Here is a 22,723-nt window from a genome sequence, read left to right on the forward strand (position 1 = left end):
TGACGGAGACTAGACCAGGAGCGGGCCAAGTCGATCCCACGGGACCGAGATCGGCGGGGGAAGACCTACCATTCGTATTCGGCCCCGACCCCGAGGCTGGTCCGCCCGTCGCTGCCCGCCTCGCCCTTGAGCTTGATCCGGCGGGTGACGTCCACATCCACCCCCACGGCGGTGTCGGCGGGCTTGGCGCCGGCCTTCACGCCGATGCTGACCCGGTCCGAGATGTAGCGGGAGGCGCCGAGCGCCGGGCCGCCGCTCGCCCCGGTCGAGACGTCGAGGCTGTCGAGGCCGAGCCCCTTGCGCGCCTGCTCGAACACGTCCGGCCCGGCGGACCCGCCCGAGAGCTGCGCCACGGCCTGGGCGAGCTGCAGCGCCTGGAAGGCCGAGAGGCCGCCCGCCGCCTTCTTGAACAGCAGGCGCGACAGGATCTCGTCCTGGGGCAGGACCGGGTCCGAGGTGAGGGCGAATTGCGGCGCGTCGGCGGGGCCGCTCACCACCACCCGTGCGGTAACGTCGCCGGCCTTGGTCTGGGCCGAGAAGTCGAGGTCGGGAGTCGTCAGGTTGCCCGCGAAGGTGATCCGCCCCCGGTCGAAGTCGAGGCGCTGGCCCACGAGGTCGAACCGGCCCCGGCGCATGGAGAACTCGCCGTTGGCCCGCGGGTCCCGCGACGAGCCGGTGACCCGCAGCGACCCGCCGAGTTCCGCGTCGATGCCCCGGCCGCGCACGAAGATGCGGCTCGGCGCATCGACGGTGACGTCGAGGGTCGCGTCGAAGGGCGGGGCCGCCTTCTGGCCCTTCACCTTGGCGGCGCCGTCCTTCCGCTGTGCGAGGCGGGCGCGCAGCTCCGGCGGCGTGTTGACGTGGCGGACGCCGGGGAGCGGCCGGGCGGTGGCCGGCAGGCGGTCGGGCACGGCGACGTCGATGGAGGCGACATCGACCCGCCCCGCGATTCGCGGCGTGCGGGCCAGCGGCCCGGAGAGCGACAGGTCGAGCCCGGCCACCGCCGTCATCAGCGCGCTGGAGACCAGTTCGGCCCGCTCGGCGGTGATGCGGAAGTTGCCGGGGAAGCCCCCCGCCGGATCGAGGGCGACCCGGCCCGCGACCGCGAGGCGCCCGCCGTTGCGGGTCGCGGCGGTGAGGCGTTCCACCACCAGGGTGTCGCCCCGGCCGGCCACCCGACCCTCGATGCCGGTGAGGCGGATGCCGTTCAGGGGATCGGTGAAGCTCCCGCCCGAGAGCGTGGCGCTGCCCTCCGCCCGGGGCGCGGCGAGGGTTCCCGTCACGCCGCCGTCGATGGCCACCCGGCCCGCGACGCTCTGGCCGGTGGCGCTCAGCACCGAGTTGGCGAGCGCCGCGTCCAGGGTGCCCTTGCCGCGCAGGGCGAGGCGCCCGCCCGGCTCGACGGGCAGGGAGCCCGAGAGGGTGAGCGCGATCCCGCGCCCGGCGCTGACCCGGCCCTCGAGGCTGGCCTGACCGTCCGAGAGGACGCCTTTCGCCTCCGCCTCGATGGGCGGCAGCCCGGCGCTGCGGGTCTGCGGGGCGACGAGGCGGGCGACCTTGAGGGCGTACCGCCCCTCCGGCCGGCTCGCGCTGCCGTGCAGGTCGGCCTCGCCGTCGAGCGTCCCGGAGAGGGCGAGGTCGGGCGAGGCGATCCGGGCCAGCGACAGGGGCAGGGCGCGGATGGCGACCCGGAGGTCGAGGTCCCTGCCGGCCTTGCCGGATACCGTCACCTGTCCGGACCCGGCGGCGATGGAGAGCCCGTCGATCACCGCCCCGCCCTCGGCGAGGGTGATGGCGGCCGGGCCGGTCAGGGCGAAGCGGTCGGCCCCCCGCGCGGCGGAGAGCCGGGCGATCTCGATCCGCGTCGCGGCGGCGGGGATCACCCGGGCGGCCCCGTCGAGGGCGAAGCCCCGGGCGCGGGCGGTGAGGGTGACGTCGCTGGCGGCAGGGGTGCCGGTGGCCGCCAGCCGCAGGCTGTCGATGACCTGCCCCGCGGCCACGACCCGGTCCGCATCGAGGTGCCCGTCGAGCACCGGCCGGGCGCGGATGTCGCCGCCGCGCAGGTCGGCATCCAGGCGGCTCAGGGCGGTGTCGCCGTAGCGCAGGTTGGCGCCGGTGGCGCGGACCGCCACGTCCTGGCGGCCTCCGTCCCGGGCGAGGGTCACGGTGGCGTCGAGGCGGCCCGACAGGGTCTCGGGGCTCAGGGGCGACAGGTCGGCGAGGTCGCCCGCCCGCACGGTCAGGTTGCCCGCGGCGAGGCGGGTGTCCTCGGCCAGCGCCGCATCGCCGGCCACGGCCACCGAGCCGAGGTTCAGGGCGAGGCGATCGAGCACCCAGTCGGCGCCGGCCGGCGGCATGGTGCGGGCGAGGTGGGCCCCGCCGGACAGGGGCTTGCCGCCGATGTCGCCGGACAGCTTCAGCGTGCCGTCCGCCGCGCCGGTGGCGTCGGTGAGCGCCGCCTCGACGGCGAGGTTGCGGATCGGCTTCCCGTCCGCGGTGGCCGAGGGCGCGGTGAGCGCCAGGGCGACGTCCGGTTTCTCCAGGGAGCCGGTCAGCCGCCCGTCGAGGGCGGCCTTGCCGGTGAAGCGGGAATCGAGGTCGGCGAGGCTGCGGATATCCACATGGGCGCCGACATTGGCGGCGCTCGCCGTCGCCTCGCCCTGGAGGCTCGCGACGAGGCCGGCGCCGTCGAGGCGCAGGTGGTCGAACCCGTAGCCGTCATAGCTGCGCGAGACCCGGCCGGTCAGGCTCGGGGCCCGGCCGAGCAGGCGGTCGGCCGGGCCGCTGCCCGTGCTCAGCCCCGCCGCCGTGACGGTGAGATCGGCGGCGAGCGCCTTGCGGGCCGGATCGCCCGACAGGCGGGCCTTCGCCTCCAGGCTGCCGGCCAAGCCGCGCCCGGCGAGGCCGGAGAACGAGGCCAGATCCGGCAGGGCGGCGTCCAGGGTGCCCGCGAGGGTGTTCTGGCCGATCCGCCCCGCATAGGAGGCCCGGGCGGTATCCGACACGGCGGTGAGGCGCGTGACGTCGATCACCCCGTCCGGGCCGGAGGTGGCGCGCAGCGTCAGCTTGGCGGAGGAGCCGATGGCCCGGCGCAGGGCCGGGTCGGCGAGGCGCAGGCCCTCGGCGTCGCCATCCGCCGCGATGGCGAAGCGCCCGGCCTTGGCGTCGCCCTCCGGCTCGACGGAGAGGGTCGCGGCCACCTTGTCCAGGGCGGAGTCGCGGCTGCGCAGGCCGGCGGCGTCGAGCTTGCCCCGCACGGTGGGGGTGGTGAGCGGCCCCTTCAGGCTGCCGTCGAAGACGAGCTTGGCGATCTCCGCTTCGCCGGCCTTCGTCACCTCGCCCTCGGTGGGCAGGGCGCGGGCCTGGAGGGTCAGGTCGGCGACCCGGTCGGCGGTGACGCCGCCCGACGCCGCCAGCCGCGCGGTGCGGGAGGCCAGCTCCAGCCGGTCGATGCGGAAGGCGCCGCTGTCGGCGAAGCCCAGCGCTCCTTCGAGCTTGGTGGTGCCGGCGAAGACGGAGGCGGCCGGGCCGGGCACCAGCCCCTCGATCCGCGCGGCGAGGTCGAGGGCGAGCCGCCGCTCGGCGCCGACGCGGCTGATGCGGGCGCCGCCCTTGGCGCCGATCTCCGGGCCGGCGGTGAAGTCGAGCTTGGCGTTCCAGGCGTCCAGGGTGCCGGTGCCGTCGAGGTCGAAGGCGATGGGCGGTGCGCCGGGGATGGAGGCGGCCTTGGAGAGCAGGCCCCCCGCCTCCTCCATCAGGTTGGCCTTGATGTCGAGGCGGTCGCCGGTGGGGATGTAGGCGAGGGCGAGGGTGAAGAAGCCCGCCGCGTCGAGGCGCTTGGCCTCCGCCCGCAGGTCGAGCCCCTCGCTCGCCGCCCCGAGCTTCGCCCGCCCCTTCGCCGAGAGCCGCGCGGGCTGGCCGGCGACGGTCTCGCCGAGCACCAGCTCCGCCAGGGTGAAGCCCTTGATCTCGACCTTCACGGGAAGGTCGGGGAGCAGCTTCCCGTCGGGCTTGGCCTCCTCCGGCGTCGGGCCGGGAAGCGGCCGGCGCAGGACTTCCAGCCGGCCGATCTCCAGGGTGTCGACCTCGAGCCGGCCCGACAGCAGCGCCAGCCGGCGCCAGACGATCCGGGCCTTGTCGAGCTTCAGCCAGACGCCGGCCCGGTCGCTTACCGCCACGTCGCGGATCACCGCGTCCGAGGACAGGGCCCCGTCCACCGCGCCGATGGAGACGCGGGAGGCGGGGGTGGAGAGGGCCTTCGAGAGCAGCCCCCCGAGGACGGACTTGTCGGCGTCCTCGGCGCGGGGGCTAAGCGGCGCGAGGATGAGGAGGCAGAGGAGAACGGCGAGGAGGGCGACGATGCCCCTCCCCCCGCAGAGGGGGGAGGGAGTGGCGCTGCGCTGCGTGAACACACCCATCAGAACGCCTGACCGAGGCTGAGATACAGGACGGCGGGGCGGACGTGGCCGCCCTTGTAGGCGTCGAGGGGGAAGGCGAGGTCGGCGCGGATCGGGCCGATGCCGGTGTAGTAGCGCAGGCCGATGCCCACCGATTTGCGGATAGTCTCGTCGAAATCCGGCAGGGACGAGGCGAAGGCGGTGCCCGCGTCGAAGAACGGCACCACGCCGATCGTGTCCGTGATCTTGATCCGCGCCTCCAGGGAGGCTTCGAGCAGGCTGCGCCCGCCGATGGGCAGGTTGAACGGGCCGATGGGCCCGAGCGTCCGGTAGGGGTAGCCCCGCACCGAGCCGCCGCCGCCCGCGAAGAAGCGGAAGTTGTCCGGGATCTCGCCGAGCTTCGCCCCCGAGACGGAGCCGAAGCCGATCCGCCCCGCCAGGATGTACCGGGATTCGTCGTCGAGGGAGTAGTAGGTCGAGCCTTGGGCCTTGGCGACGAGGATGCCGGGGTCCGAGATGGCGCCGGGATAGGCGGCGAGCGAGGCGATGGCCCGGAAGCCCTTGGTCGGGTCCAGCAGGCTGTCGGTGGAATCGTAGGTGACGGAGGCGGGCACGCCGATCAGCCGGTAGTTCACCGTGCCGAGGGCGTCCTGCGAGCGGCCCGCCTGCGCGTCGAGGCCGATCTGCGCCGAGAACGTGTCAGAGAAGCGGTGGCGGATCGCGCCGGAGATGCCGCCGCCGTCCACGAGATAGCTCTGCTGCACCTCGCGGGTGACGAAGGCGTTCGCCAGGAAGTCGTTGCGGGTGCCCCAGAGGGCGGGCTGCACGTAGGTCGCCGAGAGGCGCCCCCCGAGGCCGTTGGTGCCGATGCCCGCCTGCTTGCGCTGCTGCGCGAACGGGTCGTAGCCGAGGCCGAGATAGTAGATGTCGGCATCCAGGCGGAAGGTCTCGCCGCCGCCGAACAGGTTGCGGTTGGCGTAGTAGGCCCGGACCCCCGGCCCATCGACGGTGGAGTAGCGCGCCGAGACGCCGATCAGGTTCTTCTCGCGCTCGGTCAGCTCCACGAAGAGCGGCAGGTTGCCGTCCGCGTCGAGTTCCGTTCCCTCGCGCACCCGCACCGAGCCGAGCCCCTCCAGGCGCGCCACCGACCGGCGGATCGCCGCCACCTCCTGGGGCGAGTAGGGGTCGCCCGGTTCCGCGTAGATGAACGAGCGGATCGTGGCCGGGTCCATGCCCGGCGCGCCGCTGACGCTCACCGCCCCGATCCCGGCCTTCGGCCCCGGATCGAGGGTGAAGGTCACGTCCATGACGTGGGCGGTGTCGTCCACCACCGGGTCGCGGTTCACCACCTTGGCGAAGGGATGCCCCTGGGCGCGGAAGCGATCGACGATGGCCGCCTCCCGGGCGAGCACCGCGGCGGACCGCGCCGGCACGTCGTCCCCGACGCGGGTGAGGCGCGGGGGCAGGACCTCCTCCGGGAAGGGGCGCCCGGCCGGGTCCCGCACCGCAATCCGGCGGAGATGGTAGAGGGGGCCGAGGTCCACGGCGAGCTTCACGGGGACGAGGCCGCGGTTGCGCCACGCCTCCGCGGCGCGCACCGCCGCCTCCGTCCGCCCCGGCGCCACGGGCACGCCGTCGATGCGGATCTCGGCCCGGCCCTGGTAGTAGCCGTAGCCGGAGAGCACGTCCGTCAGCTTGCCGAGGTCCAGTTCGGCCCGGCGGACCAGCCCCTCCCCGTCCGGCGGCGCCTCCTGGCGCAGGCGGTACAGGGCCGAGGCATCCTGCACGGCGGTCAGGATGTCGGAATCGTCGGTGCCGGTGATCTTGGCGGCATAGGGCAATGCCGTCGGGCTCGGGGCCGGCGGCTCGGGCTCGGACCCGAACAGCCCGAACAGATCGAAGGCGCGGGCCGGCTCGGGCAGGGCCAAGCCGGCGGCGCCGGCCGCCCAGGCGACCAGCAGGAAGCGGGCGGCCCCCTTCGGCGGAGCGAGCGAACGTCGAGAGAACAGCAAGCGGATGGCAGCCGTCAGGCCAGATCGCCGCCGAATGGGCCGTGTCCGTCCTGGTTCATGCTCGACGCCCCCACGCCTCGCTTGCCTGCGCCTCGCCGGAGCGCACGTATCCTCTAGTACCGGAGGTCGCAGAGCCGCGCGACCCCGGCCGTCCAGATCATGCCACAAATGAGTCGAGTCTGTGTCCGAGGCCGGGATCGGATCGCAGGCGGCGATGGCGACCCCGTCGAACCGGGCGCGGGGTTGCCGCGGGGTCAGGCCGCCCTCACCTGCGTCAGGAAGCCGGCGACCGCGCCGTGGAGGGCGTTCGCTTGGCGCGACAGGTCGCTGGCCGCCGCCAGCACCTGATCCGAGCCCTGGCTCGCCGTGGCGGCGGCCGTGTCGACCCCCGCCACATGGCCCGAGACGGCGCGGGTATCCTCCGAGGTCTGCGCAGTCGTCCGGGCGATCTCGGCGGTGGCGGCCCCCTGCTCCTCCACCATGGCCGCGATGTCGGAGCCGATGCGGGCGAGGTCGCGCACCACGGCGGTGATGCCGCCGATGGACCGCACCGAGGCCTGCGTGGCCCCCGTGATCTCCGCGACCTTGGCGGCGATGTCCTCGGTGGCGCGGGTCGTCTGGGAGGCGAGCTCCTTAACCTCCGCGGCGACCACCGCGAAGCCGCGCCCGGCCTCCCCGGCCCGGGCCGCCTCGATGGTGGCGTTGAGGGCGAGGAGGTTGGTCTGGCTGGCGACGTTCGAGATCATGCCGACGATCTCGCCGATGCTGGCGGCGGCCTCGGCGAGGCGGCGCACCTGCCCGGCGGCGCCGTCGGCGTCCCGTTCCGCCGAGGCGGCGAGGGTGGCCGACGCGCCGACCTGGGAGGCGATCTCCCGGACGGAGACGGACAGCTCCTCCGTCGCGGCGGCCACCGCGTCGGCCGAGCCCGCCGCCGAGGCCGAGGCGCTGGCCACGGCCCGGCTCAGGCCGGTCGTGTCGCGGGCCGCCCTGGCCATGCCGAGCGCCGAGGATTCGAGCTGGCTCGCGGCGGCGGAGACCGCCTCGACGATGCCGCCCACCTGCGCCTCGAAGTCGTCGGCCAGCATCCGCGCGGCCTCGTGCTGGGCGGCGGCGTGCTCCACCGCCATGCGCTCCTGGGCCGCCCGCGCCGCCCGGCGCTCGGCGAGGCTCTCGCGGAACGTCACCGCCGCGCCGGTGATGGCGCGCAGCTCGCGGGGGCCGCCCGTCGGCAGGGCGACCGAGTCGGCCTCGCCGTCGTCCCGGCCGATGGCGGTGAGGGCCCGGGCGACGCGGTCGAGGGGACGGCTGATCGCCGTGCCGAGGGCGGCGGCGATGCCGGCGGAGGCCAGGAGCAGGGCGAGCGCGCCGCCGACCCAGAGCCAGAGCATCCGCTCGGCCCCGGCCCGCAGGGTGCGGGCCTGGGCCACGAGGTCGCCGGTCAGCGTGTCCTCGACGCCCTTCAGCCCGTCGATGCGCTGGCTGGCGAGCGTGAACCAGCCCGGCGCGTCCCGGAAGGCCGGCGGGTCTCCGGGCATGGCGCCGAGCAGAGTCTCCCGCAGCCGGGCCACTTCCCGGGCGGGGGCGCCGGCTTCGGCGGCATCGAGGGCGGCGGCCTGGGCCGGCGCCGCCCCGGCGCGGAACATGTCGGCATAGCTCGCTTGGCGGGCGGCCAGCGTCGCGAGGCGCCGGGAGGCGGCGAGGTCGTAGGTGCCCGATGCGAAGACGGCCGAGGCCGCCGCCCGCTCCTGGCCCGCCGCCTCCTTCATCAGCAGGAAGGCCGCGTAGGCGTTGGCCCGGGCGGCGATCCCGGCTTCGTCCATGGCGCCGCCCATGTCCCGCACCAGGCCGAGGCCGGCGCCGATCATGCCCGTGTAGAACGCCGCCGCCTGCGGTGCCGGCGTCGCCAGGCCGTCCACGATCTTGCGCTGCGCCCCGAGCCCCCCGAGCCGCTGGACGAAATCCCTGGCGGCCGCGTCGGCGGCCCCGCCCATCGCCGGAAAGCCCCCGGCGGCCACCGCTTCCCGCAAGCCTGCGAGGGCGGCGTCGGTGCGGCCCCGCTGGGCCGCCAGCTCCGGCCCGAACTGCGCGCCCTTCGCCCCGATGAACAGGCTCGACGCGCCCCGCTCCCGCTGCGCCTCGTGGGCGAAGGCGCTGATCCGGGAGGCCACACCGACGAGGTCCTCGACCCGCACCATCTCCGCGCGGCGCGACTACTGCTCCGAGACGGTCAGGCCGGCGGCGCCCGCGAAGGCGAGGCAGGGCGCCAACGCCACGGCGAGGATGCGCGAATGCAGTGTTGAGAGCAGAGCCATGACGGGATCACAGGTGGATTCGACCGGCTCAATTCTTACTGAGGTTGTTAAATTTCTCGTTCGTCTCCGCTGAACTTAACCTATGCAAATTGCACGATTAAGCGGCACTGCGCGTCTGGTCGGCCGACTGGGTGTGCAGGTCTCCCCAAGTCTTCAGCGCGGTGATGATCGGTTCCAGCGTGCGTCCGCGCGCGGTCAGGCTGTACTCCACCTTGGGTGGGACCTCGGCGTAGACTTTCCGCGCGATGAGCCCGTCCGCCTCCATCTCGCGAAGCTGCGTCGTGAGCATCCGCTGGGTGACGCGGGTCAGCCGCCGCCGGATCTCGTTGAAGCGCAGGGTCCCCTCCAGGAGGTGGTAGAGGATCACGCCCTTCCACTTGCCGTCGATGAGCCGGAGGGTCGCCTCGACGGCGCAGCCGGGGCTGCAATCGCCCGGATGATGGCGGGTGCGGGCCATGACGGTATCCTTTTCGGCACTATGGGCTGTTTATGTGCGTACTTGCGCGGGGGGAAGCGCGGCGGCATCAGGCCGGCAACCACCACAGGAGGTCGCGATGCGCGCCGTCGGATACCGCAAGTCCCTGCCGATCACCGATGCGGAGGCGCTGATCGACCTCGACCTGCCGCAGCCGGAGCCCGGCCCGCACGACCTGCTGGTGAAGGTCGAGGCGGTCTCGGTGAACCCCGTCGACACCAAGGTCCGGCGCCGGGCCGAGCCCGAGGCGGGCGCCGCCAAGGTCCTGGGCTGGGATGCGGCGGGCACCGTGGTGGCGGCCGGGGCGGAGGTGTCCGGGTTCGCGGCGGGCGATGCGGTCTTCTATGCGGGCGATCTCGGGCGGCAGGGGACGAACGCGGAGTTCCACTGCGTCGATGCCCGCATCGTCGGGCGCAAGCCGCGGAGCCTGGACTGGGCCCAGGCCGCCGCCCTGCCGCTGACGGCGATCACCGCCTGGGAGACCCTGTTCGACCGGCTCGACACGGGCAAGCCCGTGCCCGGCGCGGCGCCGGCCCTCGTCATCGTCGGCGGGGCCGGGGGCGTCGGCTCCATCGCGATCCAGCTCGCCCGCCAGCTCACGGACCTCACCGTCATCGCCACCGCGTCGCGGCCGGAGACGGCGCAGTGGTGCCGGGACCTCGGGGCGCACCACGTCGTGGACCATTCCCGGCCGCTCGCCGCCGAGGTGGCCGCCCTCGGCCTCGGGGCGCCCGGCCTCGTGTTCTCGACCACGAACACCGACGCGCACCTGTCCGAGATCGCCGCGCTGATCGCCCCGCAGGGACGGTTCGGGCTGATCGACGATCCGGACAGCCTCGACGTCTCCCTCCTCAAGCGCAAGAGCCTGTCCCTGCACTGGGAGTTCATGTTCACCCGCTCGATGTTCGCCACCGCCGACATCGCGGCGCAGGGCCGGCTCCTCGACGAGGTGTCGCGTCTGGTGGATGCCGGGCGCCTGCGCACCACCCTGGGCAAGCATTACGGGGCGATCGACGCGCGGAACCTCCGGCGCGCCCACGAGATGATCGAGTCCGGCCGGGCCAAGGGCAAGATCGTGCTGGAAGGCTTCACCGGATAGGGAGGTTCGGAATGGGCGAGGCGGCGGACGGGACCGGCATCTTCGACGTGGCGGCCATCGCCGCCGCCCTGCCGCCGCATGCGGCGACGCTGCTGGTCGACACCTACCTGACCGACCGGCCGGCGGCGAGCGCCCGGGTGTTCCGGGTCTACCGCCCGACGCCGCCGCACTATCACGAGACCTGCGACGAGTATCTCTACTGCCTGTCCGGCGGGGGGACGTTCTGGATGGGCGATGCCGCGACGGTCGCCCCCTTCACGGCGGGGCAGCTGCTGTTCTTCCAGAAGGGCACGGTGCACGCCATGCCGGAGATCGCGCCCGGCGAACCGGTGGTGTTCCTCTCCATCGACACGCCCCGGCGGGCGCCCACCGACATCGTGTTCGTCGATCCGCAGGACGGCACCCCCGCGACCTTCATGGCCCGCAACGCGGAGGGGTGACGGCTCAGAGCTTGAGCCTGCGCCCCGCCCCGGCGACGCCGACGAGCAGGACGGCCACGGTGAGGAACGCCGCGGGCAGGCTGGTGGCCTGGGCGATGAAGCCGATGGCCGCCGGCCCGGCGAGGACGCCGGCATAGCCGAAGGTGGTCACGGCCGGGACGGCGACGCTGGGCGGCATCGCCTCCTGCCGGCCGGCGGCGGTGAACAGCACCGGCACGATGTTGGCGCAGCCCGCCCCGACCAGGGCGTAGCCGAGGAGCGCCGCCCCCCAGTCCGGGACGAGGACCGTCACGGCGAGGCCCGCCGCGGCGCAGAGGCCGCCGAGGACGAGGACCCTCGGCCGTCCGAGCCGGGCGACGATCCGGTCGCCCGCGAGCCGGCCCGCCGTCATCGTCACCGAGAAGGCGGCATAGCCCAGGGTGGCCCGGGCCGGATCGAGCCCCCGGTCCTGCACGAGGAAGACGGCGCTCCAGTCGAGCACGGAGCCCTCCGTCAGGAAGACGATGCCGCACAGCACGCCGATCAGCAGCACGGCGCCCCGCGGGAGGGCGAAGGCGGGCCCCCCGGCGGTCGCGGCGCGGGCCAGGATGCCGGGCCACGCGGCGGCCAGCAGCGCCCCGATGGCTGCGACCGCCAGGAGCGTGGTGGCGGCCGGGCCGAGGCCGGCGATGAGGAGTGCCCCGGCGGCGAGGGCGCCCACGAGGCTGCCGAGGCTGTAGAGCCCGTGGAAGCCCGACATCATCGGGCGCCCGGCCGTGCGCTCGACGGCGACGGCCTGGAGGTTCATGGCGCAATCGACCACCCCCATCCCCGCGCCGAACAGGAATAGGGCGGGCGCCAGCACCGAGGCCGCATCGGCGGTGGCGAGGACCGGCAGGGTCAGGCCGATGGCGGCGGTGCCGACGAGGAAGACCGGCCGGAGCCCGAACCGCGCCGAGGCCGCCCCGGCGAGGGGCATCGCCGCGATGGAGCCCACACCGAGGCAGAGCAGGAGCAGGCCGAGCTGCGCCTCGCCGAGGCCGGCCCGGAGCTTCACGTACGGCACCAGGGGCGCCCAGGCGGCGGTGCCGATCCCGACGATCAGGAAGAACAGGCGGGTGGACCACATTCCGGCGCGCGCTGCGGAGTCGGGGGCATCGGTCGTGGTGAGGGCGGGCATCGGCACCGGCAATGGCAGGTCGGGACCGGGACGGTGTGGGACGCATGGCGCGGCATCGCAATGCGCGCGGACACCCGGCTGCCTTGCGGTGAGGGGCGCCCTGCCCGGTGCCGTCATGCGTGCGGTGGGCGTCGGGGGGCCAAGCCTGCGCGGCCTGGACGGTTGCCCGCGTACTCATTCCGTTCTAGCACGCTCCCGCGGGGTCGGGTCCGCCAAAGGACCTCCGCACCTTGCCATCGGCCTGCGGGGATCGACATGAGCCAATGTCACGGCCGGTCCGCCGGCCGCGATGCCCTCCGCCCATCGACCGATCCGCATCGACGCCTCGAAAGACCGCCGCCCTCATGGCAAGAGCCCGAGCCGGAGCCCAGAAGCAGGCCGCCGAAAGCCCCGCCCCCGCCCGCAGCGCGGCCAAGGCTGCGACGACGCCCGCGGCCAAGCCCACGACGAAGGCCGCGGCCAAGGCGCCCCCGCGCGCCGCCAAGGCCGAGGCCGCCATCGACGCCAAGCTCGAACGGCTGTTCGATTCGGCGGACCGGGCGGAGCGCGACCGGCGGGTCATCTCCGTGCGGGGCGCGCGGGAGCACAACCTGAAGAACGTGGACCTGACGATCCCCCGGGACCGGCTGGTGGTGTTCACCGGCCTGTCCGGCTCGGGCAAGTCGTCGCTGGCCTTCGACACGATCTATGCCGAGGGGCAGCGGCGCTACGTCGAATCGCTCTCGGCCTATGCCCGCCAGTTCCTGGAGATGATGTCGAAGCCCGATGTCGATCAGATCGACGGGCTGTCGCCGGCCATCTCCATCGAGCAGAAGACCACCTCGAAGAACCCCCGCTCGACGGTGGGGACGGTCACGGAGATCTACGACTACATGCGCCTGCTCTGGGCGCGGGTCGGCATCCCCTATTCGCCGGCCACCGGCCTGCCGATCGAGAGCCAGACCGTCCAGCAGATGGTCGACCGGGTGCTCACCCTGCCGGAGAAGACGAGGCTGTACCTGCTGGCGCCCGTGGTGCGGGGCCGGAAGGGCGAGTACCGCAAGGAGATCGCCGAGTTCCAGAAGAAGGGATTCCAGCGCCTGCGGATCGACGGCGAGTTCTGCGCCATCGACGACGCCCCCAAGCTCGACAAGAAGCTGAAGCACGACATCGACGTGGTGGTGGACCGCATCGTCGTGCGGGACGACATCGCCTCGCGGCTGGCCGATTCCTTCGAGACCGCCCTGGAGCTGGCCGACGGCATCGCCGAGGTCGTCTTCGCCGACGTGGCCGAGGGGGAGGAGGCGCGCTCCATCACCTTCTCGTCGCGCTTCGCCTGCCCGGTCTCGGGCTTCACCATCGCCGAGATCGAGCCGCGGCTGTTCTCGTTCAACAACCCGTTCGGCGCCTGCCCGACCTGCGGCGGCATCGGCCATGAGATGCGGATCGACGCCGAGCTGGTCATCTCGGACCCGGCGCTCAGCCTGAAGCGCGGGGCGGTGGCGCCCTGGGCGAAGTCGACCTCGCCCTACTATGGCCAGACGTTCGACGCCCTCGCCGCCCATTACGGGTTCAGCACCGCCACCCCCTGGGGCAAGCTCGCGGATGCCGACAGGGCCGTGGTGCTCCAGGGCTCCGGCCGCCAGCCGATCCGCTTCCAGTACGACGACGGCCTGCGCAAGTACGCCGTGAACAAGCCGTTCGAAGGCGTGATCCCGAACCTCGAGCGCCGCTACAAGGAGAGCGACTCCGACGCGGTGCGCGAGGAGATCGGCCGCTTCATGAGCGAGACGCCCTGTGCCGCCTGCCTCGGCAAGCGGCTCAAGCCCGAGGCGCTGGCGGTGAAGGTGGCGATGCACGACATCGCCGACGTCACCGGCCTCTCGGTGAGCAAGGCGCACCGCTGGTTCGCCGAGCTGCCGGAGAAGCTGACCCAGAAGCAGAACGAGATCGCCGTGCGGATCCTGAAGGAGATCAGCGACCGGCTGAGCTTCCTGATGGATGTGGGCCTCGAATACCTGACGCTCGCCCGGGGCTCCGGCTCCCTCTCCGGGGGCGAGAGCCAGCGCATCCGGCTGGCGAGCCAGATCGGCTCCGGCCTCACCGGCGTGCTCTACGTGCTGGACGAGCCCTCCATCGGCCTGCACCAGCGGGACAACGAACGCCTGCTCGGCACCCTCAAGCGCCTGCGCGACCTCGGCAACTCGGTGATCGTCGTGGAGCACGACGAGGACGCGATCCTGCAGGCCGACTACGTGGTCGATGTCGGGCCCGGCGCGGGTATCCATGGGGGCGAGATCATCGCCCAGGGCACCCCCGCCGAGGTGCTGGCCAACCCGGCCTCGCTGACGGCGAAGTACCTGACCGGCGAACTCGCCGTGCGGATGCCCACCGCCCGGCGCAAGGGCCGAAAGGGCACGGTGGCGGTGTTCGGCGCCCGGGGCAACAACCTCAAGGACGTGGACATCGCGATCCCCCTCGGGACCTTCACCTGCGTGACGGGGGTCTCCGGCGGCGGCAAGTCCACCCTCGTCATCGACACGCTCTACAAGGCGGTGGCCAAGAAGCTGAACGGGGCGGTGGAGCACCCGGCGCCCTACGGGCGGATCGAGGGGCTGGAGCACCTCGACAAGGTGATCGACATCGACCAGTCGCCCATCGGGCGGACCCCGCGCTCGAACCCGGCCACCTATATCGGCGCCTTCACGCCGATCCGGGACTGGTTCGCCGGCCTGCCGGAGGCCAAGGCCCGGGGCTACCAGCCGGGGCGCTTCTCCTTCAACGTCCGCGGCGGGCGCTGCGAGGCCTGCTCTGGCGACGGCGTCATCAAGATCGAGATGCACTTCCTGCCGGACGTCTACGTCACCTGCGACGTCTGCAAGGGCAAGCGCTACGACCGCGAGACCCTGGAGGTGAAGTACCGCGAGCGGTCCATCGCCGACGTGCTCGACATGACCGTCGAGGAGGCGGCCGAGCTGTTCAAGGCGGTGCCCTCGATCCGCGACAAGATGGAGACGCTGAAGCGCGTCGGCCTGGACTACGTCCGCGTCGGCCAGCAGGCGACCACGCTCTCCGGCGGCGAGGCCCAGCGGGTCAAGCTGTCGAAGGAACTGTCGAAGCGTGCCACCGGGCGCACCCTGTACATCCTCGACGAGCCCACCACCGGATTGCATTTCCACGACGTCGCAAAACTGATGGAAGTGCTGCACGAGCTTGTCGACCAGGGAAATACTGTCGTCGTCATCGAGCACAACCTCGAAGTCATCAAGACGGCCGACTGGGTGATCGACATGGGCCCGGAGGGCGGCGACGGCGGCGGCCGTGTCGTGGCCGAGGGCACGCCCGAGCAGATCGCGGCCTCGACGGCCAGCCATACCGGCCGCTTCCTGCGGGAGGTGCTGGACCGCCGCTCCCCCAAGCCTCCGGCCCGCCGGAAAGCCGCGCACTAGGGCCGTCCTCCCCCGGCGCCCCCTCGCCCGCGCCTCCGGTGTGAGGGGGGCTTCGACCTTCAGGAGGACGGCGCGGCGGCGCGCGAGGCCGGTCCTTCGCGGCGACGGCTCCCCGCCCTCCCGCGGGCGCAAACTCCATACGCGCGACTCGGCAGATTCTGCCGCCCCAGGGCTCCGACCGCCTCCGGACGGGGCCGTGATTCGGGGCCTGCAGGGGCCGGATGCGCGCTCCGCCGGGGCGAGAACGGGCTCGGCGGGCCCGCCGCGGGGCCCCCGAAGCGGGGACGGGCCGGGCCGCGGGGTTGCCGGTTCATCCCGTCCCAGGCAGGGACAACAGCTTGACCATTCAACGATATTTTGCCGAATGGGGTGCCTAGGGCATGTGTTGCATCGCCGCAAAAATGCGGCTTTTGCGCAACGGTTGGGCCGGATGTGCCGAACACGCAAGCATTACTCTGTCTTTCCCGGGGGGTTTGTAGAATAGTCCGAGACGTTGAGACGGGGCGGCTCCGTGGGGGCGCTCGGCAGGTATCGAACGGCGATCGCCACAGGCGGATATGACCGGCACGGTAATGCCGAAAGCGGGACGGAAGCCTGAGACCTTGGGAAGGACCAAATAATGATGAAGAACTGGCTCGCGGCCGGCGCGGTCGCGCTCTCGGTCGGAATGACGTCCACAATCGCCCACGCGCAGAGCACCACCGTTCCCGGTGAGCAGGTCGGCCTCGCCATCGGCGCGCCGCTCCCGGAGGGCATCTACGCCCTGAACACCTTCACCTACCGCCGCACCGACGGCCGGAACGATCCCGACACCGCCGTTAACATCCCGGTGCTCGTGTGGTCGACCCCGCTGGTGCCGTTCGGCGGCCGCATCGAGCTCCTCGTCGCCCCCCCGACCGTGTTCGTGTTCACCCGTAACCCGGCCGGCGTCGCCAACAAGGACATCTCGATCAACGTCGGCACCTTCGTCGGCGGCATCTGGGCCTTCGACCTCGGCGGCAACTTCGGCGTCAGCTTGCTCGGCGGCGTGTACCTGAACGACCTGAACGGCGACCGTGGCTCGCTCGGCGTCGGCCTCGGCGGCACCCCGATCCTGCCGCAGCTTTCCTCCAACACCTACCGCTTCGGCGTCGCCGGCAGCTACACGGGTGACGGCTGGAACATCACCGCCAACCTGACCGCCAACATCTACGACAGCCCCGGCCGCTTCGGTGGTCCGGTCGGCGCCGTCCTCGGCCCGTTCCGCCTCTCGGATGCCCTGAACTTCGACCTCACGGCCACGAAGACCTTCGGCAACTTCGAAATCGGCGGCGTCGGCTACGGCACCTACAACTTCGACATCAGCCCGTTCAGCGCGGCAGCCGGCAACCGCGGCCGCTTCGCCCTCGGCGGCCTCGTCGGCTACGACTTCAAGGTGTTCAAGGTCCAGGCCTACGTCGCCCGCGACGTCGTGACCGGCGCCACCATCCCGGCGACCGCCTTCCGCGGCGCCCGCGACAACTACTCCACCGACGGCTGGGTGCGCTTCATCATCCCGCTCTACAGCCCGGCCCCCGTCTCGCCGGTCCCGGCCGCGCTCGTCCGCAAGTACTGAGCCCGACCACCGGATGCGGCGCCGCCGGCGCCGCATCCTTCGGCCTCGCGCACGCCCGGTCTCCCCTGGAGGCCGGGCGTTCGTCGTTGGCGGGATGCCCGCCTCGCCCTCCCACCTTGCACGCCGCCACAAAAAGTGGGAAAAATACCCACGTATTGGTTCGGCGGGTGTGGTTCGGGGGGGCGGGTCGTGGATGGGCGGAGGCCGGCACGGGGGCGATCGGCGGCATGGCGGGCGCGTGACCTCGCGGGGCTCGTGGCCGTCGCGCTCTGGGCGATCCTGATCGTCGAACTGTTTCCGGCCCCCGCCCCTGCCCCGCCCGCGATCCCCTATTCGGCGGCTCGCTTGCGGTAGGGCGCACCTGAATCGTGGGCGAGACGCCACAGGCAGCCCTCGCACGGGTGTCGCGCGGCCTCGGGCATCCTACTTATGGATCTCTTCGGCGTGTCTGCGTCCCGGCCGGGACGCCGCCGGTCAGGCGAGGCGATGGGGCGCCGACGATGCAGGGCGAACGCAAGATCCCGACACAGGTCCAGCCGAAGGCCGCCGACTACAGCTACGACCTCGACCGGGCGATCGGCGCGGTCCTGTCCCTGTCGACCCGGATTCCCGACGACGCCTTCACCGCCGAGACCCTCGGCACCGAGCGGGCGGGCAACGGGGTGGTGATCGGCGAGAACGGTCTCGTGCTCACCATCGGCTACCTCGTCACCGAGGCCGAGAGCGTCTGGCTGACGACCCGCGAGGGCCGCTCGGTGCCGGGCCATGTCCTCGGCTTCGACTCGGTCACGGGGTTCGGCCTCGTGCAGGCCCTCGGCGACCTCGGCACGCCGGTCCTGCGCCTCGGGCGCTCGGCCTCCCTCAAGGTCGGGGACAAGGCCGTGCTGGCCGGCGGAGGCGGGCGCGCCCACAGCGTCGCCGTCGAGCTGATCGCCCGGCAGGAATTCGCCGGCTACTGGGAATACGTCCTGGACGAAGCCCTGTTCACCGCGCCGTCGCATCCGCATTGGGGCGGGACGGCGCTGATCGGGCCGAAGGGCGATCTGCTGGGCATCGGCTCCCTCCAGCTGCAGCAGGGGGGCAACGCCGCCGGGCGGGCGATCAACATGGTCGTCCCCATCGACCTGCTGCCGCCGATCCTCGACGACCTGATGACCCGCGGCCGCGCGGACCGGCCCGCGCGGCCCTGGCTCGGACTGTTCGCGACCGAGAGCGAAGAGGGCATCGTCGTGATGGGGCTGGCCGATGGCGGTCCGGCCGAGGCCGCCGGCCTTCAGGGAGGCGACGTCATCGCCGCCGTGGCGGGGGAGCCGATCTCGGACCTCGCGGCCATGTTCCGGGCGATCTGGGCCCTTGGGGAGGCGGGGGCGCGGATCCCCCTGACGGTTCGCCGGGAGGGCAGGCCCGTCCTGCTCACGGTGGCGTCGGGCAACCGGGACAGCTTCCTGCGGACGCCCTCCGTCCATTGACCGGGCGGGTGTGCCGCAACTTCGCCGCGAAATAGCCAGGACCCTGCAAAATCCACAACTGTGGTCTCAGGGTCCGTTCAGGTGGGCGGGCCGATCCTTCCCGTCATCCGGCGCTCGGCAGCCGGAAGACGATGGAGGTTCTGTCATGGCACTCGTGAGCGCCCTGCGCGCCAAGGCCCTCGTCAAGCCCGCGATCCTGGCCGCGGCGCTGGTCGGTGGCCTCGGTCTGATGGGAACGGCCGAGGCGGCCGGCGGCTGCGGCCCCGGCTTCCACCCCAACCCCTGGGGGGTCTGCCGCCCGAACTGGGGCTATGGCCCGCGCCCCTACTGGCGGCGCCCGGTCGGTGCCTACGGCTACGGCCCCGGTTACGGCTACGCCCGCCCGCGGCCCTTCTACCGGCCCTACGGGTACGGATACGGCCCCCGGCCGTTCTACTGAGGCGATCGGTCTCGCAAGTGCGAAGGGCGCCATGCCGGCCGGCTTGGCGCCCTTCGCACGTCCGGATGCGGCCGGTCCATGCGCCTACAGAATGATCACAGGCGCAACTTGCCTTTGTCTTAAGCTCGCTATGCCTCGAACGCAGGGCAGACGTTTGACCTTAGCTCTGACGGTGCGCCGCAACCGGTTTATATGTGCGTTGCATCAACAACAGGCAGGGATGCCCCTTCGTTCGGCATCCCCTGCCTCATCAGAGGCCATGAGTTCCATGTCTGCCGCCCGCAGCGTCCTGTCCCGCGTCCGCGCCTACCTCCGCTACCGCGACACGGTCTCCCAGCTTTCGCGCCTGTCGGATCGCGATCTCGCCGATCTCGGCATCAACCGCACCGATATCCCGGGCATCGCCCGCTCCTGATCGTGGCGCGCCGCCGCCTCGCGTGAGCCCGCCCGCCCCTCCCTCGGGGGCGTCGGCGGGCTCGGCCTAGGTCGGTGCCGCCGAATGAGGGCCGTCCCCCGTTGATCCGGAGGGCGGCCCTCCGCTATTTTCGGGCATGACGCACACCATCCACATCGTCGGCGGCGGTCTCGCCGGGTCCGAAGCCGCTTGGCAGGTCGCACAGGCCGGCCACCGCGCCGTCCTCCACGAGATGCGCCCCGTGCGCGGCACGGAGGCCCACCGGGGGGACGGGCTCGCGGAGCTCGTCTGCTCGAACTCGTTCCGCTCCGATGACGCCAACGGCAACGCCGTGGGCCTGCTGCATCAGGAGATGCGCAGCCTCGGTTCGCTGATCATGGGCGCCGCCGACGCGCATCAGGTCCCGGCCGGCGGGGCGCTGGCCGTCGACCGGGACGGGTTCTCCGCCGCCGTCACCGAAGCCCTGGCCCAGCACCCCAACGTCACCCTGGTGCGCGAGGAGGTGGCCGGGCTTCCGCCGGAGGCGTGGGGGCCGTGCATCGTCGCCACGGGGCCGCTCACCGCCCCCGCCCTGGCGGACGGCATCCGGGCCCTGACGGGGGCCGAGTCCCTCGCCTTCTTCGACGCCATCGCGCCGATCGTCCACCGGGAGTCCATCGACATGGACGTGGCGTGGTTTCAGTCGCGCTACGACAAGCCGGGTCCGGGCGGCACCGGGGCCGACTACCTCAACTGTCCCATGGACCGGGAGCAGTACGACGCCTTCGTCGCGGCCCTGGTGGCGGGCGACAAGATCGGCTTCAAGGAATGGGAGGGCACGCCCTACTTCGACGGCTGCCTGCCGATCGAGGTCATGGCCGAGCGCGGCCCCGAGACCCTGCGCCACGGGCCGATGAAGCCCGTGGGCCTCACCAACCCCCGCGCCCCGGATCGGAAGCCCTGCGCCATCGTCCAGCTCCGGCAGGACAACGCCCTCGGCACCCTCTACAACATGGTCGGCTTCCAGACGAAGCTGACCTATTCCGAGCAGGTGCGGATCTTCCGCACCATCCCCGGCCTGGAGAAGGCCGAGTTCGCCCGGCTCGGCGGCCTGCACCGCAACACCTACCTCGACAGCCCCCGCCTCCTCGATGCCACCCTGCGCCTCAAGGCCCGGCCCGCCCTGCGCTTCGCCGGGCAGATCACCGGCTGCGAGGGCTACGTGGAGAGCGCCGCGGTGGGGCTCATGGCCGGCCGCTTCGCCGTCGCCGAGGCCGCCGCGACGAGCCTGGTCCCCCTGCCGCAGACGACGGCGCTCGGCGCCCTCATCGCCCACATCACCGGCGGGCACGTCTCGGCCGAGGAGGGCGTCGGCCCGCGCTCGTTCCAGCCGATGAACGTGAATTTCGGCCTGTTCCCGCCCCTCGACCGGATGCCGCGCGGCGAGGCGGGCCGGCGCCTGCGCGGGCCGGAGAAGGCCGCCCTCAAGAAGCGCGCCCTCACCGACCGGGCCCGGGCCGACCTCGCCGCCTGGATGGAGGGCCGCGAGGCGCTCCCCGCCGCGGCGGAATAGACCGGGCGGGTTGCAACGCGGCACCCCTGGCCGCGTTGACCCTCAGGGGAGCCCGGAGCCCTGTCTCATGCGGATCCGCAAGGAAGCGACCTACGACGGTGTGTGGACGCTCTTCGTCGGCGAGCATCTGTGCATCAGCGACCTGAGCGAGGCGCAGGCCGACGCCCTCGCCGCCGCCTTCGCCTCCCTCGCCCACGGGGAGTGAGCGGGGCCCCCTTCGCCACTGCCGTCGATGCGAGCGAAGCGAGGCCACCCCGGGGTGTCGCTCCGTCCGATGACTGTGCCGCCGGCTGGATTGCTTCGCTGCGCTCGCAATGACGGAGGGGGCGTTCGGGCGTCGCGGGTGGGTTTGCGACGCTCACCGTCTCGCGCGGTCGGAAAAAAGACCGAAGCCGTCATTGCGAGCGAAGCCGAAGCAATCCAGGGCAGCGCTCCGTCCGGGGACCGTGGCGCCAGCTGGATTGCTTTGCTGCGCTCGCAATGACAGCGAGGGTGGGGAGACGGTGGTGTCCTCAGACGGCGCGAGCCCCCGGAGGGCGGCGCTCACCCCTCCCCCCGCCGCAGCCGGCGCAACGCGTCCCAGCGGGCGAGGCGCTCGGCGAGGCGGGTCTCGTAGCCCCGGTCGGTGGGTTCGTAGAGGTGCCGGCGACCGAGCGCCTCCGGCCAGTAATCCTGCCCGGAGAAGGCGTCGGGCTCGTCGTGGTCGTAGCGGTAGCCCTCCCCGTAGCCGACCTTTCTCATCAGCTTGGTCGGCGCATTCAGGATCACCCGCGGCGGCGGCAGGGAGCCCGCCTCCTTGGCGAGCCGGGTCGCCGCCTTGTAGGCGGTGTAGACCGCGTTCGATTTCGGGGCACAGGCGAGGTAGATCGCCGCCTGGGCCAGGGCCAGCTCGCCCTCGGGGCTGCCGAGGAAGTCGAACGCGTCCTTGGCCGCGTTGGCGACGACGAGGGCCTGCGGGTCGGCCAGCCCGATATCCTCCACCGCCATCCGCACGAGGCGCCGGGCGATGAACAGCCGGTCCTCCCCGGCATCGAGCATCCGGCACAGATAGTAGAGCGCCGCATCCGGGTCCGAGCCGCGCACCGTCTTATGAAGCGCCGAGATCAGGTTGTAGTGACCTTCCTGCGCCTTGTCGTAGACGGGCGCCCGCCGCTGCACGATCAGCTGCAGGCCCTCCGCGTCGAAGGTCTCGCCGGGGGCGGCCGAACGCCAGACCTCCTCCGCCAGGGTCAGCGCCGCCCGGCCGTCCCCGTCGGCCATGCGGACGAGGACCGCCCGCGCCTCCTCGGTCAGGGGCAGGGCCTGTCCCGTCAGGTCCTCGGCCCGCGCCAGGAGGCGGGCGATGGCGCCGGGATCGAGGGCGCGGAACAGGAGAACGCGGGCGCGGGAGAGCAGCGCCGCGTTCAGCTCGAAGGACGGATTCTCGGTGGTGGCGCCGATCAGGGTGACGGTGCCGTCCTCCATCACCGGCAGGAAGGCGTCGAGCTGCGCGCGGTTGAACCGGTGGATCTCGTCCACGAAGAGCAGGGTGGCCTGCCCCTGCGCCCGGCGCTTGCGCGCCGCCTCGAACACCTTGCGCAGGTCCGGCACGCCGGAGAAGATCGCCGAGATCTGCTCGAAATGCAGGTCCGTGGCGGTGGCGAGCAGGCGCGCCACCGTGGTCTTGCCGGTGCCGGGGGGGCCCCAGAAGATCAGGGAGCCGAGGCTGCGCCCGCGCAGGAGCCGCGTGAGCGTGCCGCCCTCCCCCGTCAGGTGCTCCTGGCCCACCACCTCGTCGAGGGAGCGCGGCCTCAGCCTGTCGGCGAGGGGACGGTTGACCCCGCCCTCCGGCGGGGTCGTCTGCGGGGTCTCGGGGGGTGGGCCGGGCTCGGCCGAACCGAACAGATCGGGCATTCGGGCATCAACACCGCCGACGCGGGGCGATGCAAGCGC

The 22,723-nt window shown here is 72.8% G+C and carries 14 protein-coding genes and 1 pseudogene; 9 read left to right on the plus strand and 6 right to left on the minus strand.

Annotated features, from left to right (window positions below; all coding sequences use genetic code 11):
• Positions 1-65 precede the first annotated feature (65 nt).
• The 4 genes and pseudogenes from MKK53_RS10200 to MKK53_RS10215 form a co-directional block, all read right to left on the minus strand.
• Positions 66-4,418: a translocation/assembly module TamB domain-containing protein gene (locus MKK53_RS10200; protein ID WP_243928584.1), complete on the minus strand. Its 4,353-nt coding sequence runs from the start codon at positions 4,416-4,418 to the stop codon at positions 66-68.
• Complete coding sequence (locus tag MKK53_RS10205; protein ID WP_243928605.1) at positions 4,418-6,358, minus strand: autotransporter assembly complex protein TamA; 1,941 nt, start codon at positions 6,356-6,358, stop codon at positions 4,418-4,420. The genes MKK53_RS10200 and MKK53_RS10205 overlap by 1 nt, the downstream gene beginning before the upstream one ends.
• 305 nt (positions 6,359-6,663) lie before the next feature.
• Positions 6,664-8,721: pseudogene (locus MKK53_RS10210) on the minus strand (methyl-accepting chemotaxis protein).
• Between the two features lie 97 nt (positions 8,722-8,818).
• Positions 8,819-9,178, minus strand: coding sequence for a winged helix-turn-helix transcriptional regulator (locus tag MKK53_RS10215; protein WP_243928585.1), 360 nt, complete (start codon positions 9,176-9,178; stop codon positions 8,819-8,821).
• Positions 9,179-9,275: 97 nt separating this feature from the next.
• Between MKK53_RS10215 and MKK53_RS10220 the strand changes: the two genes are divergently transcribed.
• Together MKK53_RS10220 and MKK53_RS10225 are read left to right on the plus strand one after the other, a co-directional pair.
• Positions 9,276-10,295: a zinc-binding alcohol dehydrogenase family protein gene (locus MKK53_RS10220; protein WP_243928586.1), complete on the plus strand. Its 1,020-nt coding sequence runs from the start codon at positions 9,276-9,278 to the stop codon at positions 10,293-10,295.
• Between the two features lie 11 nt (positions 10,296-10,306).
• The gene (locus MKK53_RS10225; RefSeq protein WP_243928587.1) at positions 10,307-10,735 is read left to right on the plus strand and encodes a cupin domain-containing protein; all 429 of its coding nucleotides are present in this window, start codon (positions 10,307-10,309) and stop codon (positions 10,733-10,735) included.
• Positions 10,736-10,739: 4 nt separating this feature from the next.
• On the opposite strand, the gene MKK53_RS10230 is transcribed toward MKK53_RS10225, so the two are convergent.
• The gene (locus MKK53_RS10230) at positions 10,740-11,843 is read right to left on the minus strand and encodes an MFS transporter (RefSeq protein ID WP_313901540.1); all 1,104 of its coding nucleotides are present in this window, start codon (positions 11,841-11,843) and stop codon (positions 10,740-10,742) included.
• Positions 11,844-12,238: 395 nt separating this feature from the next.
• On the opposite strand from MKK53_RS10230, the gene uvrA reads away from it, so the two are divergent.
• From uvrA to MKK53_RS10265, 7 genes are all read left to right on the plus strand, one after another.
• On the plus strand, positions 12,239-15,322 hold the full coding sequence (gene uvrA / locus MKK53_RS10235) for an excinuclease ABC subunit UvrA (protein WP_243928589.1): 3,084 nt from the start codon (positions 12,239-12,241) through the stop codon (positions 15,320-15,322).
• Positions 15,323-15,941: 619 nt separating this feature from the next.
• Complete coding sequence (locus tag MKK53_RS10240) at positions 15,942-16,916, plus strand: transporter (RefSeq protein ID WP_243928590.1); 975 nt, start codon at positions 15,942-15,944, stop codon at positions 16,914-16,916.
• A gap of 500 nt (positions 16,917-17,416) precedes the next feature.
• On the plus strand, positions 17,417-18,385 hold the full coding sequence (locus MKK53_RS10245; RefSeq protein WP_243928591.1) for a S1C family serine protease: 969 nt from the start codon (positions 17,417-17,419) through the stop codon (positions 18,383-18,385).
• A 145-nt stretch (positions 18,386-18,530) separates the two neighbouring features.
• On the plus strand, positions 18,531-18,824 hold the full coding sequence (locus MKK53_RS10250) for a GCG_CRPN prefix-to-repeats domain-containing protein (protein WP_243928592.1): 294 nt from the start codon (positions 18,531-18,533) through the stop codon (positions 18,822-18,824).
• Between the two features lie 268 nt (positions 18,825-19,092).
• A complete protein-coding gene (locus MKK53_RS10255) occupies positions 19,093-19,239 on the plus strand; it encodes a DUF1127 domain-containing protein (protein WP_243928606.1) in 147 nt (48 codons plus the stop codon).
• A 136-nt stretch (positions 19,240-19,375) separates the two neighbouring features.
• Positions 19,376-20,791, plus strand: coding sequence for a methylenetetrahydrofolate--tRNA-(uracil(54)-C(5))-methyltransferase (FADH(2)-oxidizing) TrmFO (trmFO, locus tag MKK53_RS10260; RefSeq protein WP_243928593.1), 1,416 nt, complete (start codon positions 19,376-19,378; stop codon positions 20,789-20,791).
• Positions 20,792-20,858: 67 nt separating this feature from the next.
• Complete coding sequence (locus MKK53_RS10265; protein ID WP_243928594.1) at positions 20,859-20,996, plus strand: hypothetical protein; 138 nt, start codon at positions 20,859-20,861, stop codon at positions 20,994-20,996.
• Between the two features lie 338 nt (positions 20,997-21,334).
• Here MKK53_RS10265 and MKK53_RS10270 read toward each other — a convergent pair whose 3' ends face one another.
• Positions 21,335-22,684 (minus strand): replication-associated recombination protein A, encoded by a 1,350-nt coding sequence (locus tag MKK53_RS10270; protein ID WP_243928595.1) that lies wholly within the window; start codon positions 22,682-22,684, stop codon positions 21,335-21,337.
• Positions 22,685-22,723 lie beyond the last annotated feature (39 nt).

Source organism: Methylobacterium sp. J-076 (assembly GCF_022829405.1).
Taxonomy (GTDB): domain Bacteria; phylum Pseudomonadota; class Alphaproteobacteria; order Rhizobiales; family Beijerinckiaceae; genus Methylobacterium.